Annotated in this window: 17 protein-coding genes; 8 read left to right on the top strand and 9 right to left on the bottom strand. The window is 44.6% G+C overall.

The genetic code is table 11. The annotated features are described in order from the left end of the window. Positions 1-16: 16 nt before the first annotated feature. Both argA and V7R55_RS15780 read left to right on the top strand, forming a co-directional pair. The gene (gene argA, locus V7R55_RS15785) at positions 17-1,327 is read left to right on the top strand and encodes an amino-acid N-acetyltransferase (protein WP_334060245.1); all 1,311 of its coding nucleotides are present in this window, start codon (positions 17-19) and stop codon (positions 1,325-1,327) included. A gap of 173 nt (positions 1,328-1,500) precedes the next feature. Further along, positions 1,501-2,397: an alpha/beta hydrolase family protein gene (locus V7R55_RS15780; RefSeq protein WP_334060244.1), complete on the top strand. Its 897-nt coding sequence runs from the start codon at positions 1,501-1,503 to the stop codon at positions 2,395-2,397. Positions 2,398-2,462: 65 nt separating this feature from the next. On the opposite strand, the gene V7R55_RS15775 is transcribed toward V7R55_RS15780, so the two are convergent. Then, positions 2,463-3,575, bottom strand: a complete 1,113-nt coding sequence (locus V7R55_RS15775) for a DUF2855 family protein (RefSeq protein WP_334060243.1) — start codon at positions 3,573-3,575, stop codon at positions 2,463-2,465. Positions 3,576-3,591: 16 nt separating this feature from the next. After that, positions 3,592-5,007: an NAD(P)-binding protein gene (locus V7R55_RS15770; RefSeq protein ID WP_334060242.1), complete on the bottom strand. Its 1,416-nt coding sequence runs from the start codon at positions 5,005-5,007 to the stop codon at positions 3,592-3,594. A gap of 124 nt (positions 5,008-5,131) precedes the next feature. Here V7R55_RS15770 and V7R55_RS15765 point away from each other — a divergent pair, with 124 nt between their 5' ends. Further along, complete coding sequence (locus V7R55_RS15765) at positions 5,132-5,710, top strand: TetR/AcrR family transcriptional regulator (RefSeq protein ID WP_334060241.1); 579 nt, start codon at positions 5,132-5,134, stop codon at positions 5,708-5,710. Positions 5,711-5,725: 15 nt separating this feature from the next. Here the strand turns inward: V7R55_RS15765 and V7R55_RS15760 are convergent, their stop codons facing one another. The 3 genes from V7R55_RS15760 to V7R55_RS15750 form a co-directional block, all read right to left on the bottom strand. Further along, positions 5,726-5,971, bottom strand: coding sequence for a DUF4235 domain-containing protein (locus V7R55_RS15760; RefSeq protein ID WP_334060240.1), 246 nt, complete (start codon positions 5,969-5,971; stop codon positions 5,726-5,728). 125 nt (positions 5,972-6,096) lie between these two features. Beyond that, the gene (locus V7R55_RS15755; protein WP_334060239.1) at positions 6,097-6,264 is read right to left on the bottom strand and encodes a DUF1328 domain-containing protein; all 168 of its coding nucleotides are present in this window, start codon (positions 6,262-6,264) and stop codon (positions 6,097-6,099) included. Between the two features lie 265 nt (positions 6,265-6,529). After that, on the bottom strand, positions 6,530-8,005 hold the full coding sequence (locus V7R55_RS15750; RefSeq protein ID WP_334060238.1) for a catalase: 1,476 nt from the start codon (positions 8,003-8,005) through the stop codon (positions 6,530-6,532). 380 nt (positions 8,006-8,385) lie between these two features. On the opposite strand from V7R55_RS15750, the gene V7R55_RS15745 reads away from it, so the two are divergent. Next, a complete protein-coding gene (locus V7R55_RS15745) occupies positions 8,386-8,913 on the top strand; it encodes a hypothetical protein (protein ID WP_334060237.1) in 528 nt (175 codons plus the stop codon). Between the two features lie 135 nt (positions 8,914-9,048). On the opposite strand, the gene yghU is transcribed toward V7R55_RS15745, so the two are convergent. The 4 genes from yghU to V7R55_RS15725 form a co-directional block, all read right to left on the bottom strand. Beyond that, entirely contained in the window at positions 9,049-9,906 is an 858-nt protein-coding gene (gene yghU / locus V7R55_RS15740) for a glutathione-dependent disulfide-bond oxidoreductase (RefSeq protein ID WP_334060236.1), read from the bottom strand. A 280-nt stretch (positions 9,907-10,186) separates the two neighbouring features. Next, positions 10,187-10,432 (bottom strand): hypothetical protein, encoded by a 246-nt coding sequence (locus tag V7R55_RS15735; protein ID WP_334060235.1) that lies wholly within the window; start codon positions 10,430-10,432, stop codon positions 10,187-10,189. Between the two features lie 309 nt (positions 10,433-10,741). Next, positions 10,742-12,433, bottom strand: coding sequence for an NAD-dependent malic enzyme (locus V7R55_RS15730; RefSeq protein ID WP_334060234.1), 1,692 nt, complete (start codon positions 12,431-12,433; stop codon positions 10,742-10,744). 77 nt (positions 12,434-12,510) lie between these two features. Then, entirely contained in the window at positions 12,511-15,177 is a 2,667-nt protein-coding gene (locus V7R55_RS15725; RefSeq protein ID WP_334060233.1) for a penicillin-binding protein 1A, read from the bottom strand. Between the two features lie 136 nt (positions 15,178-15,313). Between V7R55_RS15725 and pilM the strand changes: the two genes are divergently transcribed. From pilM to V7R55_RS15705, 4 genes are read left to right on the top strand one after another with little or no spacing between them, the layout of a single operon-like run. Then, positions 15,314-16,381 carry a type IV pilus assembly protein PilM gene (gene pilM, locus V7R55_RS15720; protein WP_334060232.1) on the top strand — a complete coding sequence of 356 codons (1,068 nt, stop codon included), beginning with the start codon at positions 15,314-15,316 and terminating at the stop codon, positions 16,379-16,381. Further along, a complete protein-coding gene (locus tag V7R55_RS15715; protein ID WP_334060231.1) occupies positions 16,369-16,947 on the top strand; it encodes a PilN domain-containing protein in 579 nt (192 codons plus the stop codon). Before pilM ends, V7R55_RS15715 begins: the two co-directional genes overlap by 13 nt. 2 nt (positions 16,948-16,949) lie before the next feature. After that, positions 16,950-17,561, top strand: coding sequence for a type 4a pilus biogenesis protein PilO (locus V7R55_RS15710; RefSeq protein WP_334060230.1), 612 nt, complete (start codon positions 16,950-16,952; stop codon positions 17,559-17,561). After that, positions 17,558-18,085, top strand: coding sequence for a pilus assembly protein PilP (locus V7R55_RS15705; RefSeq protein WP_334060229.1), 528 nt, complete (start codon positions 17,558-17,560; stop codon positions 18,083-18,085). The genes V7R55_RS15710 and V7R55_RS15705 overlap by 4 nt, the downstream gene beginning before the upstream one ends.

Raw genomic sequence — 18,085 nt, 5'->3', positions numbered from 1 at the left:
GTAAGGAACTACTTAGATGGTATTAGCGCAGCAAGATGGTATAAAACTGTTTCGCAGTTCACTGCCATATATTAATGCTCATCAGGGAAAGACCTTTGTACTGATGTTCGGTGGCGAAGCCATTGAACATCCTAATTTCCCTAATATTATTCACGACATTGCCCTGCTTAACAGCTTGGGCGTGCGCGTAGTCGTAGTGCACGGTGCCCGCCCGCAGATTGATCAGCGCGTTGCCCTTCGCAACATCGAAGGTCGCTTTGAAAGCGGTGTGCGCATAACCGACAAACAAACCCTTGAGTGCGTAAAAGATGCCGCCGGCTCAGTACGTTCTCAAGTGGAAGCTCTGCTTACTATGGGGCTTCCCAACTCACCTATGCACGGCTCTCAAATACGCGTGTGTTCGGGCAACTTGGTCGTTGCCAAGCCGATGGGCGTACGAGGCGGTGTAGACTTTGAAAATACCGGTTTGGTACGTCGTATTGATACCACCGGCATTAACGACCATTTAAACGACGGCTCAATTGTGCTGCTATCGCCTATGGGCTATTCATCAACAGGAGAAGTGTTTAACTTATCTCACGAAGATGTAGCCACACAGGCGGCTATAGCCCTAAAAGCTGACAAGCTTATCGTATTTTCGAATTTTGATGGTATATACAACCGCGAGGGAAGATTACTTCGCACCATTGAACGCCCTCAGCTAGAGCAGTTGATCATGGCAGGTGACATCACCACCGAAGATACGGTACTAAGCGCACTTACCACCAGTGTTGCTGCTGGGGTTCCACGCGCGCACTGTATCAGTTTTGAAAAAGACGGTGCTTTACTTCAAGAACTGTTCACACGCGACGGTACGGGCTCACTAGTAATGGAGCACCATTATGAGCAGTTGCGAGCTGCAACCATCGAAGATGTAGGCGGTATCTTAAAGCTGATAAAACCGCTAGAAGAAAGCGGCGTGTTAGTGAAGCGCTCTCGTGAGCGTTTAGAAAACGAAATAAACCAGTTTATAGTGATAGTGCGTGACGGCATGATCATCGCCTGTGCAGCCTTGTATTTATACCCTGAAGACGGCTGTGCCGAGCTAGCTTGTGTGGCAACCCACCAAGATTATCGCGGTAAAAACCGTGGCGAACGGATTTTAGATGAAGTGCGCTCCCGTGCTAAAGAAGCGGGTATTAACAGCATTTTTGTACTGACCACAGTTACCGCACACTGGTTTTTGGAGCAAGGATTTGAACCTGCAGACATCAGTGCGTTACCTACTGTGAAAAAAGAACTGTACAACTTCCAGCGCAATTCTAAAGTATTTACCTTGGCGGTGTAGGAAATCTCTCGTTTTAGCGCGAATGCTATGGCTTACCATCCCAGATAAGCAATAGCATTTGCGCGTCACTTATCACTCAGCACTAACTATTAACAAAATAAATAGTCAGGATATTGCATTTTATTGGTGCAGAAGGTTTACTGGTTAGACCAGATGAGTTTTAGAGATCTCCAATGTCGAGCAAAATAAAGCAACAAGACACCCTAAAAAGTACGAGTGTTAAAGATATCACTGTTACTTGTGCTGATAGTACACCGCTTGCAGCTTCCCTTTACTCTCCTGTCCGCCCTGCTAAAGCAGCTGTCATGGTTGGGCCAGCGACGGGTATTAAACGCCAATTCTATAGCGCGTTTGCCACTTACTTGAGTGAACAAGGGTTTGGCGTTATCACGTTCGATAACCGTGGCATTGGCGGGTCGGTAAAGGACAGTGTTAAACAAAGTGACGCATCACTCGTAACCTGGGGCGAGCAAGATATGCCAGCGGTGCTCGAGACACTAAAGATTCACTTCCCTAATGTGCCCTATTTTCTTGTTGGTCATAGTGCGGGAGGTCAGCTATTGGGTTTGATGCACAACGTACATGACCTCACTGCTTTTTGTAACTTTGGCAGTTCATCAGGTAGTCTACGCAATATGCGCAAAAGCTATTTGCTAAAAGCGCATTTCTTTATGAATTTCTATATCCCCGTGAGTAATTTACTGTTCGGCCATACTAAGTCTCAGTGGGTAGGCATGGGCGAGCCACTGCCCAAAAAAGTGGCGCGCCAATGGCAAAAATGGTGTAACGGTAAAGGATACGTAAAAACAGGATTCGGCAGTGATGTAAACCAGCACTACTACGACACCATTCAGATACCTTCTAAGTGGTTACTCGCCAACGACGACGACATTGCTAATATTCATAACGTTCACGATATGATTAGCATTTTCCCCAATATGGAAGCAGAAGTTGAGGAGCTAGATCCACAGGCCTACAACGTAAAAGAAATCGGTCACATGAAGTTTTTCTCACGGAAATGTCAGCACTTATGGCCTAAAGTCACCGATTACTTTAACCAATACGTGTGATATCACCTTCAAACGAGCGCTTATATCAAAGCACTCGAACTCGATACGGGTGCTCTGGTTACGCGCTAAGCAAGTGTGTATATTCTTCCTTCATTTGAAGGAATGTGACCTTGTTGATGTTCGCTAAAGTCATCTTGTAGCGCGCTTAACCCTTCACGCTCTTTAACGTTCAACCAACCGGCGCTCCACGCAATAGCTTTTGATACAAACCCGCTACTTAACTTCTGGTACTCAGCAGCCCCAATCTCAGACATACGCTGCTGTATATGAGTAGGGGCAAAGAAGAACTCCTCATCGCTTGACGGCTTGATGTCCTGCCAGTGAGTAAGCCCAACGTTGATGTATCTTGTTAGGTGCGCACCAAGTCTATGTCTAATTGATTCTTTGACCTGCGCGTTACCGGACATGTCGACCACAACGGTGCTTTTCAGTTGCAACATATCCAGCTGTTCATAGCTAATAACAGAGCTGTAAACATCTAACCCTTTGAGGGACGCGACACGCTTATCTGACGTGACGCCTATCGCGCTAATACCAGCTTCTTTTAACGCAAAAGCAAGCCCTAAACTGGTTTTGCTTGAAGCACTTAGCACCAGCAACTGTTCTCGCGCTAAAGCGGGTATGGATTCGACCACTTCCGACAAACAGTAGGACGTTGCATAAAGCGGCCACAACAACATCTGAAAGTTCTCTTGTTCGTGCTGCTTAGTGTTTACTTCAGCGTTAGCATCGGCCGCTAGTTCAGGAAGCGGTCGGTAGACATTATACCCTTGGGGCAACTTCAAACGATGAGGACTACAGTCTATCAAATTGTTGTTTGTCACCGTAGTGTTAGCCATAACCAGATACTCAGCGGGCGGGAAATAACCTAAAAAGCGACTGCCAACTTCTACCGAGTCATTACTGGAGCTTATTACCTGGCCCACACCCCATACTGGAATAACACCCCAGTTTTCGTTACTACTTGTATTAACGGGAGGAAAAAACTGCCAATAACCAAGCTTGTCACCCACCATATAGTAGGTCAGGTTATTGGCAGTAAACGCGAACCTTTCAATTTTGATTACTAGGCTTTTCGTGTTTTCAGTCCCCTCTATTCGCGCGTTATCGGGGCTACCTTCAGCTTGCATTATTCGAAAGCAGTTTGGGTTCGTTTTGTCTATTTGAAACTGTTTCATCGTTATTTTTAACCTATTAAAGTTGTCCGCTCGCTTTTAAGCCCTGTATGTAAGTCATCAGCTTTTGCATGGCCGGCGCCGCTGCTTGTTTCAACCGCCCTAACACCTGCATTTTTTGCATATCGTCTTTTGCCACGCCGTGTACTATTTTTGAAAAGCCATCTAGTCGACATTGGTAGATCCACGCTTTAAGCGCTGGGTCTTCACCCCAAATTTGCATATTTCGTAACATAGCTGCGGTCATTGGCAACCAGTCGACATCGCGATTAGGCAGCGGAACCACTTGTGTCAGCATTTGCTTTTGTCGTTCATCGCTGTAAGCAGCCTCAACGTGGGCAATAAGTGCAGCACTAAAAACAGGTTGATAGGCGCGCACTGTTTGAGGGGTGATGGTGTCGCCATCGAACACCGCTTTCATCTCTAGGTTAGTCAGTGCAGAAGCTGAGCAGTCAATAACCAGCGTGTTCTCTGGCATCTTCCATGCTGTGTTTTCAAAACGCAGTTCTTCGCGGCTGATATGTTTAACACGACCTTGTCTAACGACAGACGGAAGCGTTTGTAAGGCATTTAGCTCTAATTCGCTCACCGTTGCGCCGTGAAACATACTAGGTCTTACTTCCTTATCAATGCGCAGTAAAACACCGCGCTCTTCTAGTTTGTCGAACATGTCCTCGATAGAACTTGACGCAGCAATAGCTTCCATTTGGTTTGCTTGTGCCCCAATAGAATCAAAGAAGAAGTTATCCAAAGGCTGCGTATTTTTTCGGTTCAGTAACCATGCATCTCGCGATACGACCCAATGAATATTATGCGGGGAGACGTGATTCTCGAGCAGCCATAGGCAGGTATCAATACCCGTTTTACCACCGCCAACAACCACGTAGTTGTCAAAGCCTTCGATATTTTCAACAACGGTATTAACCGGCGTAAAGGCAACGTCGTCGTCGCGGGTAAAGCTTGGGGTGTGGGTAAGCGGTATATTAGTGTTTAGGTAAGTGGCATCAACAATTTTCTTGTTAACCTTAACGTTGTAGTGCTTGCCACTTAAGGTTGAAACAAACTGGTTATTTCCTTTGTACTCGCAAAGCGGGTAATACTGCACTCGGTTTGAAGGCAAAAAGGTTTCGTTCATTACCGCATCGAAATACGCACTCACTTCTTGGCCTGACGCTAACCCCATTAGGCCTTCATTCAATCCTGTTTTATCAATAACGCCACGATTTAACTCTTTTGAACACACGCCATAGAAAGCTGAAGGCTGGTGCAGGGTGACGAAGGGATAAGCATAGTTCCAATGCCCGCCGGGCTTCGCATTTTTATCTACAATCAGAATGTTAGCGTTAGTCTCGTGAAGCAGTACATCAGCAAAAGCCATCCCTACCGCGCCAGCACCAACAATTAAATAATCGCAGGTTAATTCCTCAGTTTTCATATATAGTGTCCTTATGAATAACCTGCGGCCAGGCAGGTTAAGTGTTAAACCAAGAGATATAACGGCGTTATAAAACCACTTTACATAACGGTGTTATATTGCGCAACATGTAAATGATGTGTAAATGAAAAAAGATACGCGACAAAAGATCTTAGATGCTGCTTCAGCACTGTTTTTGAAAGGCGGTACAAATGCGCTCAGCGTGCGCGCTATAGCCGAAGGCGCGGGCATGTCTACCATCGGCATCTATAGCCATTTCAAGGGCAAGCAGGGTATTTTAGATGCGCTCTACATTGAAGGTTTCGAACTCGTAGAACGTGAAATGTTGGGGGCAGATGGCAATACTGCAGCAGAAAAAGTGATTGATGGCTGTGAGCGTATTCTAACGTTTTCGGAAACTCACGCTGCTCATTATCGGCTAATTTTTGCTTCTAACTTGAAGGATTACACGCCTTCGGATGAAGCTATTGAGGCAGGTGAAAAAGCCTTTATAACACTAACAAAGCTTACTGCCGCGTTAATTAAAAAGGACCTGTCTGTTGAAGAAAAACAAGATGTGGCTATGCAGGTGTGGGCGCTAAATCATGGTTATATTACGTTGAATCAGCACGAAATTAGCAACCGTATTACTTGGAACAATTGGAAAGAACGTGCACTTCAAGCCATTCGCTTGCACGTTTACGCCCTTGTTGCTACTCAATAGCATAACCTTGTTGTGCTACTTTGGATTACGCTTGTCTAGTGCATATTGAACGGCCATCCGTGCGAGGCCTGCTCCAATGCCAGACACTACTGCCCAAGTAACGGCTTCTTTAAGGTCTGTATTTTCACTTTGCTTATCTTTAGGTGCAGGTTGATCGGTTACCTTTTCCCAAGACTTTTGCAGCGTTTTTCTCGCGAGAATTCCTGCAGAGGCTGCGGCGAGTCCAATGCCTACATTCGTAATGAGCTGTTTATTACTCATGATGATCTCCGATAAATTTATCCATTGATGCGGCGATAGAAAAGTAACAGCTGCTTTTTGAACAACTAACAGCTGTTTTTTCTGACCGTTATAGTCTTTGAATAAAGCTCAAATTTGGCTATGGCTTAACTTTTGCCCCTAACCAAATTCATTACTACTGAAATAATCAGTAAGATAACGAAAACACCAAATATAATTTTGGCAATACCCGCTGCAGAGCCGGCAATTCCACCAAACCCTAAAACCGCTGCAACTAATGCGACAACTAAAAATATTAAAGCCCAACGTAACATAATGTATCTCCTTATTTCGTCACTTAAAGTCATTTAATATCTTAGTAATTGCAAACCACGGGCCCATTTGAGAATTCATCTTAGCTATTGTAGAGCTCATAAGGCTTACAGAATGATAATGATCAATTAAAGGAAGTGCATTTTATCGCTGCCGTAACTTTCATTACAAAATATGCCGGCTTTATTACCTTTAAAATTGTAAATATTTCTCGAATAAAAAGAATCAGAGCAATCTTCATTAATTAACTCTGATTCCCCGCAATTACTATCTATTTGCTACCGCCTTTCTTACCCGTTCACCATAGTCGCTATCAGCTAGGTCGTATTGCACAAACATGGCTTCTTGAACATCCTTAGTAGCTTGGCTTAGGCCATCAGCGATATTGCTTACCAACTGCTGCTTTTGATCTTCACTCATAATGCGGTACAGCTCACCCGCTTGCGAGTAGTTGTCTTCATCACGGTTATCGTAAATGTCTAACCATGCATCTTGCTCTAAAGGCATCGGTGGCTCTTGTACCTCTGGCATTTCAGCAGGCTCACCAATTCGCGCACGGTTGTTTGGATAGAAGTTTGCCCCACCTCCCGCAAGTGATGGGTTAATTCCAGAAAAAGCGCCATCTCGCTGATAATTGTGTACCGGACAACGTGGTGCGTTTACCGGTATTTGATTATAGTTGGCCCCAATGCGGTATCTGTGAGCATCTTGATAGGCAATTAGTCGCGCTTGAAGCATTCTGTCTGGCGACGCACCAATACCCGGTACCAAATTGCTCGGCGCGAACGCGGCTTGCTCAGTTTCTGCAAAGTAGTTATCAACATTACGGTTTAACTCCAACTGTCCTACTTCAATTAATGGGAAGTCGCTGTGCGGCCATACCTTGGTAAGATCAAACGGATTGATACGATAATTACGTGCTTCCTCTTCGGTCATGATCTGCACGTTCACTGTCCACGATGGAAAATCACCGTTATCAATACTTTCGACAAGATCTTGCTGGGCACCGAAGGCTGGCATTTTCGCAGCTTCTTCGTTAGTAAGCGTTTTAATACCTTGGTTAGTTTTAAAGTGCCACTTTACCCAATAGCGCTCACCTGCGTTGTTCCAAAAACTTAAAGTATGTGAGCTATAGCCATTCACGTGGCGATAGGAAAGCGGTATACCGCGGTCAGACATCAAAATCGTTGATTGGTGTAGCGACTGCGGGTTGTTCGCCCAAAACTCATAGACTGCTTGAGGATCTGGCAAGTTAGTGCGTGGGTTCTTTTTCTGGCTGTGTATAAAATCAGGGAACTTAATACCATCTCGCAAGAAGAACACAGGGGTATTATTTCCCACCATATCCCAGTTACCTTGCGCGGTGTAAAACTTCACCGAAAAACCACGAGGATCACGAGCGTAATCACTTGAATCCTGGCCGCCACCTACAGTAGAAAAGCGCAAAAACACATCAGTTTTTTGCCCTTCTTTTTGCAAGAAGTCAGCAATAGTATAGTCAGACAAATTTTTAGTTAGCGTGAAAGTCCCATGCGCTGCACTACCTCGGGCGTGAACTACACGCTCTGGAATTCGCTCGCGGTTAAAGTGCGCAAGCTTCTCGAATAGATAGTGGTTGTCGAAAGTAACAGGTCCGCGCGGGCCTGCAGTTCGACTTTGATTGTCATTAGCAACGGGCGCACCATTGCTAGATGTTAGCGTGGTAGGATTTATAACGGTACCTGAAAATGGACACTTACTCATTGCGAATTCCTTCTAGTTCTTTTCTCGCCCTCTTTTCAGCTTTACTAATAGCCTCGCTAAAACTGGGCACTACATGCGCAATTAACAATGTCTTGTTAATCACCTTTTTCGTTTAAAAAGATAATCGCTGATTCAACAATACAATTAAAGTAAACAAAATAGATAATGCTAATCGTTATTTCAAATCACAATGAAGCACTCGTTATCAGGTGGTAGCCTTTATTTATTAATATTGTAGAGGCATCGAACGACGAAAATCAGCGTCGGCGAGCTTTGTATGACTAAAAAAAGCGAATTACTTTTTTGCAATGAAAGTCTAGCGATGTGCTTTTTTCGTAAATAGAAAACTAGATATTTGCAATCGACTAAGGGCTTGCTCCATGACAAAGCCACTCATATTCATCACCGGTTTCATAATGTTGTGCATGATTGCTCTTGCGTCTTGGAATACTTTTGAAACGCTTATGGATTTTAACGACAAAAATAACGAACTAACTTTTATGGGCAGTTCGGGTTGGCAGTGGTATAACAAATCACAAGGGCTTCAAATTAAGCGTGCAGACAGTTATTTGCCTGCGATGAGAAAAGTATCCGACAGCAAAGAGTATGCTTCGCTTATCACCATCACTGAAAGAGGTAATTATCGCGGCTTTGTATTTTTTGACCAAGACTGTGAAGAAGGAGCTATTGTCTCAGAGCGTGTGACTTACAGTGAGCAAGAACCAGCAAAACTTGAGGTATTACACTGCCTGCATGGAAAGCTGGTATATATGAAAAGCTGGGCAACAGTGCCTACGAAAAGGTGGCGTGGCCGTGTGGGCGACTTTGAATTTGATGAAGCCCTAAACGAATGGGATTTCACACCACTTCAACAAGCCTACTTAAAGAGCGTGGCAGAGCTCATATGAAGATTGAGGTCAGAGTACTTTTTGGTCCCGCTTTTTGTCGATCCCCTTCCTTAGCCATACTGATGCTAAAAGATGATAAACATAACTAAAGTACTCTGACCCCGTCGATTGCGTAATGTACTTTGACCCCATTATTTAGGTGTTGGCGAGTGCGTCGTCGATATCTTTGGCGCTGTGGCGATTTTCTAATTGGCCATCGTCACCCCAGGTTTTGTTGACGATACGACCTCGTTTAACCCCTTCTCGCTGCTCTAGTTGCTTAGCCCAGCGGACTAAGTTGGTGTACTCGTGCACTTGAAGGAACGTTGCTGCATCATACAGATTTCCGAGCACTAGATTGCCATACCATGGCCATATAGCCATATCAGCAATGCTGTATTCTTTTCCCGCCATAAACTCATTGTTTGCTAAGTGCTTATCTAATACGTCTAGCTGACGCTTAGTTTCCATGGTAAAGCGATTGATAGGATATTCCATTGGGTAAGGCGCATAACTGTAGAAGTGCCCAAAACCACCGCCTAAGTAAGGCGCTGATCCCACCTGCCAGAACAGCCAGTTGAAACATTCCGCCTTGGCATGAGCGTCTTGTGGAATGAATTTACCGAATTTTTCCGCTAGGTATACTAAGATTGAACCCGACTCAAAAAGCTTGGTTTCTGGCGACGTGGTCGTGTCGACCATAGCAGGAATTTTACTATTCGGATTAACGTCGACAAACCCAGAAGAAAACTGGTCTCCCTCACCAATGTTAATCAGCCAAGCGTCGTATTCTGCTTCGCTCACGCCAGCAGCTAACAACTCTTCAAGCATGATGGTAACTTTCTGACCATTAGGCGTAGCTAACGAGTATAGCTGCAAACCATGTTCACCATTAGGGCGAGCCTTCTCATGGGTAGCGCCTGACACAGGACGATTAATGCTGGCCCATTTGTTGCCATCATCCTCAGCCTGAGCCCAAACCTCGGGTGGCGTGTAGTTACTTTCTGTCGACATAGCAAATCCTTTAAATGACTTTATCGTTAAGGTTAGTGCAATACATAGCTACTAAGAACAGCTTTTAAAGACTTATAGCTCAACACTGTCGACTAATAAACGGCGATATACGTTTACTGACATAAAAAAGCCGCGCACCAGAGTTACCTGAAGCGCGGCTTTATGAATAAAAGGCGAGCAGTCCTTTGCCCGCAAACTGGTACTATTCGATATTTATCAATAAGAATTCATAGGTAAAAACGATGACTATATCGATAGCATGTAAACCTATAATTTTGAGTTACTTAACCTTGTAGTAGGCGTCAATTAGGTCGGATTCATCCAAATAGGCAAACATTTCACTTTGTTCATCTACTGAGCTTTCTGAAGTAGGTTCGATAGCCTTTTCATCGTGTGCTACCACATCAACATTAGTTGCATCACAAGCAGAAAGTGTTGCAAGAGCTGCCATAACTAACGACGTAGAGAATGAGCGCTTCATAACTTGCGCACAGAAGGGATTAGTCTTGCTCTTTAACTTTGTCATCAATAACGCCTCTTGCTCCTTGTTGTAACTAATAGGAAGAGTATCAATCATTGTGCCAACTAAAATTAATCTATATTTATCAGTATCGTAAGAAAACCGAAACGGTAAAAGCAGTATAATGAATGAAGGAAATGTTGCGCATAGGCAACACTATTTTACATTTGTTAACGATTACTCGCGAGATGCATAAAAAGCGAACAAATTACGTTTGTTTATTTCTGTTAATGCTAGAGAAGTAATGAAGAAAACCTAATCTACAGGCACAAAAAAAGCAGGCTTAGCCTGCTTTTTTGTTGCCATTACATTTTACTAAATGCTAACGCGCTTATAAGGGCGATATTCGGCTTTCCAGAAGTTGCGCTCAATGCTGGCGCGCAGTGCGTCGTCAGACATTTCCAAGGCTAGTCCCTGCTCCATCGCTACTTTACCCACTTCAAAAGCAATCTCACGGCTAATTTCTGCAATCGCTGCAAGTGGTGGTAATAGTGAACCTTGACCCGTGTTGACTAATGGCGACGCTGCCGCTAGCGCGTTACTTGCTGCCATTAACATTTCATCACTGATAAGCTTGGCTTTTGATGCGACAACACCAAGGCCGATGCCAGGGAAAATATACGAGTTATTACACTGAGCAATAGGGATAATATTGCCATTGTACTCAACAGGCTTGAACGGACTACCTGTTGCAATAATTACCTCACCTTCGGTCCATTCAATTACTTGCTCGGGACGCGCCTCAACCTGACGAGATGGGTTACTCAATGGGAAGATGATTGGCAGCTCACAGCCTTGCTTCATGGCACGAATAACTTGTTCAGTGAATAAGCCTGGCTGACCTGAAACACCAATAAGTACGTCTGGCTTCGCGCAGTGCATCACATCTAGCAAAGAAGCGTAGTCACCGCTGAATGTCCAATCTGCCAAGTCAGCATTCTTCTGCTGTAGTTTTTGTTGGAAGTCGCGTAGACCTTCCATGCCTTCTGTTACCAAGCCAAAGCGGTCAATCATGAACACTTGCTTACGCGCTTGTTCGTCAGTAAGGCCTTCAAATACCATTTGCTGAATTAGCATTTCGGCAATACCACAGCCTGCAGAGCCCGCTCCTACAAACACAACCTTCATGTCGCGTAGCTTTTGCTGCTTGGTTTTACATGCCGCCAGAATAGTACCAAGAGTAACCGCAGCGGTGCCCTGAATATCGTCGTTAAAACAGCACACGTCGTTGCGATAGCGGTTTAATAGCGGCATAGCGTTTGGCTGAGCAAAATCTTCGAATTGAATCATTACATCAGGCCAGCGTCGCTTCACAGCGTTAATGAACATATCAACGAACTCGTCGTACTCTTCCTGTCCAATACGCGGGTGGCGAGCGCCCATGTACATTGGATCATTAAGTAGCTTTTCGTTGTTAGTGCCTACATCTAACATCACAGGCAACGTGTACGCCGGGCTAATACCACCGCAAGCTGTGTATAGCGACAGCTTTCCGATAGGAATGCCCATACCACCTATACCTTGGTCACCCAGGCCTAGAATGCGCTCTCCGTCTGTCACAACAATAACTTTCACTTTTCGTTTAGTCGCATTGCGAACGATATCATCTAGTTGATGGCGCTCTTCATAAGACACAAACAAGCCGCGAGAACTGCGATAGATATCAGAGAACTGTTCACACGCATCACCCACTGTCGGCGTGTAGATAATTGGCATCATCTCATCAATGTGCTTTTGAATGAGGCGATAGAACAAGGTTTCATTGTTGTCTTGTATAGCGCGCAGGTAGATATGCTTATTTAGCGCTTCATCAAAGCTGCTGTACTGCATGTAAGCACGTTCAACTTGCTCTTCAATCGTTTCATACCTAGGTGGTACTAAACCAGTCAAGTTAAACGCTGCTCGCTCACGTGCGGTGAAAGCACTGCCTTTATTAAGTAGGGGAGTTTCCAGCAATGAAGGGCCGGCATGAGGAATATAAAGATATCGCTGTGAATCTTCTGACATTGGTTTTCCAATAATGTGTTCAGGCAAAAACATCACCTAAAGCCTGAAGCGGCACGCTCGTGGCGTGCCATTTTTAATTAGAATATTTCTTCTGGCTCTGGCGCAGTAGTCTTATCCTGCGTGGCTGGGTCCAACACTTCGTCATCGCGAACGTAAGTTGTCGGCTCAGTCCCTTGCAGGAAATATTCGAATAGTGTCGTATGGTCTGTACGTCTGGTCAACTTTCCACTGGTACGATCAATGCGAACACGTACTATATTTTCTGGTACGGGCAAAGGCGTATGAGGTTTACTTTCAAGGGCGTGCTGCATAAATCGGATCCACGCCGGCTGTGCCGCTTTAGCCCCGTCTTCAATACCAATCAAAGCGTTGCCAATCCAGTTAAACTTCTCAGGATTCTTATTAATAAGGTTTTGGTTGCGCGTTGCGCGGCCTAGTTGACGACCCATGTTGTCGAACCCAACCCAGGTCGTTGCCACTAAATCTTTATGAAAGCCACTAAACCAAGTATCGCGAGAGTCATTAGTAGTACCTGTTTTACCTGCAATATCAGTACGCTGAAGAATATTGCGAGCACGCCAGCCTGTGCCTAGCCAATAGGTCTTTTTGCTCCAATTTCCATTTGCTCTAACCGCTGTACGCATCATCTCTGAAACTAAAAAGGCATTTTGTGCAGTAATGACCTGCGGCGCGATTACCTTTTCTGTGCCTTCATTACCACCGTCACTGTCGCCAAGCAAAATATCTTGATTCAATTCAGCGGCGAGTAAGGCTTCAATATCCGCTTCTTCATCTTCAGGTAGCATTTCTTGCTCGCTTTGGCTTTCACAACGATTACATGCCCAAACAGGGTTTGCTTTCCAAAGTTCATCACCGTTTTCATCAAGCACTTTGCTAATAAAATGAGGGTTTACTAAGTAGCCGCCATTCGCAATGACCGACATACCTCTTACTACTTCAAGTGGCGTATGTGAACTCGAACCAAGAGAGACAGTTTCGTCTAATGGAATGTCGTCTTTATTAAAACCAAACCGGGTTAAATAGTCTGCCGTTTCTCTTAGACCAACACCGCGAAGTAAACGAACCGACACCACGTTTTTGGATTTACCCAAGGCTTTACGCATTCTTATCGGGCCATCGTACTCTGCCGGCGAGTTTTGCGGTCGCCAAGCAACCCCTGTAGCCGCATTCCATTGGTTTATAGGCGCGTCGTTAATAATAGATGCGAGTGTGTAACCACTGTCTATTGCTGCCGAATAAACAAAAGGCTTTATGTTTGAACCCACCTGGCGCTTAGCCTGGGTTGCCCTGTTAAACTGGCTTTGGTAGAAGCTATAGCCGCCCACTACTGCTTCAACGGCGCCATTTTTTGGATTAAGCGCAATAAAGGCACCACTGACTTCAGGAATTTGCGAAATACGCCACTGCCCTTCTTGCTGCCTAATGTAAATAACCGCACCTTCTTGGGTTACATCTGACGCGGTTCTAGGGTCACTGCCCTGTCTAAAATCCGTAATGTAACGTCTCGCCCAGTCCAAGCCATCCCACTCTACCGTAATAGTTCTTCCATCAACGGCAAGCACATCGATTGACTGTTCATTTACCTTTATTACCACAGAAGGCAGTAGAGGCTTAATGTGAGGGATTTCTTCTAGCACTCGAATAAGTGACTCGTCATCCCATTCTTCTCGCGTTGTTTTATTACTTACGTCAAAGCTTAGCGAAAGCTGAGGAATTACGTCATCTTTGCCTTCTTGCTTTGGAATATCCCATAGGTACCCCAACGCCCCTTTATAACCATGACGTTCATCGTAATCGTGAAGGTTTCTCACTACCGCTCGTTGTGCGGCTAATTGAAGGTCTGACGTTGCTGTTGCGAATACTTGGTAACCTCCAGTTTCTGCTTCTTCTTTGCCATAAATTTCGACCATTTCGTTGTAAATGGTGTCAGCCAAATAGGGCGCATCAACTTCAATTTCGGCGCCGTGTTTTCTAGCCGTAACTGGCGCATTTGCTGCTTCATCGAACTGCGCTTTTGTAATGTACTGCTCATCTAACATTCGAAGAAGTACAACCCGCCTGCGTTCGACTGAGCGTTGTGGCCCGCTAATAGGATTGAGTAGTGAGGGCGCTTTAGGCAGACCCGCGATGGTCGCAATTTGCGCCAAAGAAAGCTCGCCCAGCGGTTTGCCGTAATACACTTGAGCAGCAGCACCAAAGCCAAACGCCCTGTGCCCCAGCTCAATTTTATTGAGGTACAACTCCAATATTTCTTGTTTAGAAAGCTCCTGCTCCATATGAAGCGCAATAAAGATTTCTTTTATCTTTCGAATATAAGTCTTTTCACGAGTAAGGAAGAACCCTCTAGCTAGCTGCATGGTTAAGGTACTCGCTCCCTGACGCTTTTCACCAGTAAGCACTAAACTTACAGCAGCACGTGCAATACCAATAGGATCAATGCCGCGATGTTCATAGAAACGACTATCTTCAGTAGCAAGTATGGCGTCAATTAATTCTTGTGGAACTTCCTCAAGTTTTACCGGGATCCGCCGTTTAACTCCATATTGCGAAATAAGTTTTCCGTCTTTGGTGTAAATCTGCATAGGAGTTTGCAGTCGTACATCCTTAAGTACAGTAACACTTGGTAGGTCAGGTTTGATATAAAAGTAAATACCTACCAGCGCTGCAAAACCAAGAAGGCCTGATAGAAAGCTAAATAAAATAAGTGGTTTAATGTACTTCACTGTAACGGATACCAAGACATTTTGTTGAAATGACGTATATTCTATACGTATGTGTTATCTGTAGAACCATACGCACTATACTAATAGAGTAATATTGTACTTTAGAGCAACTACCTTTGAAACTGGACACTTGCAAATGAAATCGCTGTTTAAAAAAAAGCTGCCGCCCATTGTGGGCTTAGACATAGGCACGCGTCAAATAAAAGCGGTATGGCTAGAACAATCAAAAGACGGGTTCGTCCTTCAAGGGTATGCCTGCGAGCCGATAACTAAAATCGCGTTTTCAGAGCGAGATATAAAAGATTATGAGTCGGTAAGCGTTGCACTAAAAAAAATTCGCAAATCGTTGAAGACAAAATTAAAGCTGGCAAATGTTGCGGTAGCAGGCACATCTGTAATCAGTAAAATTGTTTACATGGACCCCGAACAAAACGATTACGATCTTGAAAATCAAATCGAGATAGAGGCAGACAGTCTCATTCCCTACCCTCTTGAAGAAGTCTATTTAGACTTTGAAGAAATGGGGCCAAGCGCGACGCACACTGGCAAAGTCAATGTTCTGTTAACTGCCGCTCATAAAGACCTCGTCGACAGTCGATTGTTGCTAGCGAGAGAAGCTAACTTCGAGCCTAAGATTGTTGACATGGAAAATTACGCCATTGGTAACGCATTAGATTTTTTCCACACTCCACAGGCTGAGGATGAACCGATTTGCTGCATAAATTTGGGCGCTTCGCTGCTTCAAATATGTGTAGTTAAAAACGGTAATGTAATTTATACAAAAGAGCACGCATTCGGTCTTAACCAATTAATCAATGATATTAGCGCCATTCATATGGTTGAGCGCGAGGTAGCAGAGCGCCAGTTACTAGACGATACACTTTCAGGTAACTGGGTGGAAGATACACTGCCCATATTTGCTGCTAATCTTCAGCAGAATATCAACCGCGCACTACAGATGTATATGAGTACCTTGCATGCTGAGAGACCAAAGAAAATTTTGTTAAGCGGCGGTGCAGCGACCATTGAGCCCTTGGTAGATATACTGAAACAAGACTTAGGCCTTGAAGTTGATTGCTTCAACCCATTTAGCAAGATGACGATTAATCCAAAACTTGATACTACGCGACTTAGCAAAATTGCACCTCAGCTTGCAATTGCTGCGGGTCTGGCGAGCCGGAGCTTTACGCCATGGCACATGTAAATTTACTGCCTTGGCGAGAAAAACAGCGCCAACATCAAAAGCAACAGTATTTAGCGGGCCTGGTTGCGGTTGCCGCTATTGTCGGTTTAATTTTTTGGTTTATTGGTCAAGCTATCGACCAGCAAATTAATAATCAAAACTCACGAAACCAATACCTCGAGCGGGAAATAGCCCTACTGGATGCGCAGATTGGTGAGATTAAAAAGGTAAAAGAGAGAAAAAGTGCGGTTGAGCAACGCATGGCACTCATCGAACAACTACAGGCAAACCGCAACGTGGCCCCTATTGTTTTTGATGAGCTTGCAAAACTAGTACCCCAAGGGGTGGCATTTGAATCAATGACCCGAACCGACAACAGCATCAAAATTGAAGGAATTAGCGACTCAAACAATCGCTTATCAGATTTCATGCGCGCATTAGACACTTCAAAAGTATTCGTGGGTGCAGAGCTTTCTACTATTAAGTCTGACAGTAGCGCGGCCAGAGCAGTTAGCAACTTTACGCTTACGTTTTCGATAAACCCAAACGTTGCTCCTTTAGAAATTGTCAGTAGTGAGGCGCAGTAGCAATGAAGTTTGACGTTTCAAAACTAAAAGAACTCAACGAACTCGACTTTGAGCAGATTGCAATTTGGCCAAACGAAGTCCGCATTGTTGTAGCTGCGTTCCTTGCCATATTGGTAGGCGCAATAAGCTACTACACCTTAATAAGCCCCAAGCTACCTATAATGGATGCAGCAGAGTTAAAAGAGCAGGAGCTTAAACTGCAGTTTGAAGCCAAGTATCGTATTGCAGCTAATTTAGATGCGTATGAAGAGCAGCTTGCGAAGATAAAAGAAGACTTTTCTTCTATGCTTAAGAGTTTGCCCACCAGTAATGAAACGCCAGGTCTACTTGATGACATCACATACGTGGGTACGTCAGCTGGGCTAACGTTTGAATTGCTTAACTGGCAACAAGAAGTACCAAAAGAATTTTATACCGAGCTTCCTATCGAAATGGAAGTTAGCGGAGGCTATCACAATTTCGGGGAGTTCGTGTCTAAAGTGGCCGATTTACCCCGTATTGTTACGCTACACGACTTTGATATTAAGCGCGAAGCAGGCGGTTTATCTCTTAAACTACAGGCTAAAACCTATCGTTCTGAAAATTCCTCCGATATTGAAGGAGATGAACAATGATTCGTTCGCTTTCATCTCTTTTAATCGTACTACTTATTACAGGCTGTTCGCCGAAGCTTGATGATCTTCAGACCTACACACAAAGTGTGAAAGAGCGTGCACAGCCTCAAATTGAACCGTATCCAGAATTCAAAACACACCCGCCATTCAGCTATACGGCAAGCACATTAAGAAGCCCATTCGACCGCCCCCGAAAAAATTCGGCGCCGGTAGCTAAAGCAAGGGTGGAAAACTGTCTACAACCCAACTTTCAACGTACGAAGGAACCACTGGAAGCTTATGGGATAGATGCACTTGCACTTGCGGGCAACTTTGCTGTTAAAGGAGAAAAGTGGGCGCTATTAAAAAGCAACGATGGTGCACTATATAAAGCTAAAGTAGGAAGCCGTATCGGCTTGTTTTATGGCAAGATTATGCAAATTGGCACCGATTCAATTACTATTGAACAATTATTACCTGATGGTGCAGGCTGCTGGCAAAGGAAAACAACAACAATGACTACAGCATCTAAGGCGGGAGAGTAA

Source organism: Alteromonas sp. S005 (assembly GCF_036864475.1).
Taxonomy (GTDB): Bacteria; Pseudomonadota; Gammaproteobacteria; order Enterobacterales; family Alteromonadaceae; genus Alteromonas.
This window is presented reverse-complemented; position numbering and strand designations above follow the sequence as displayed.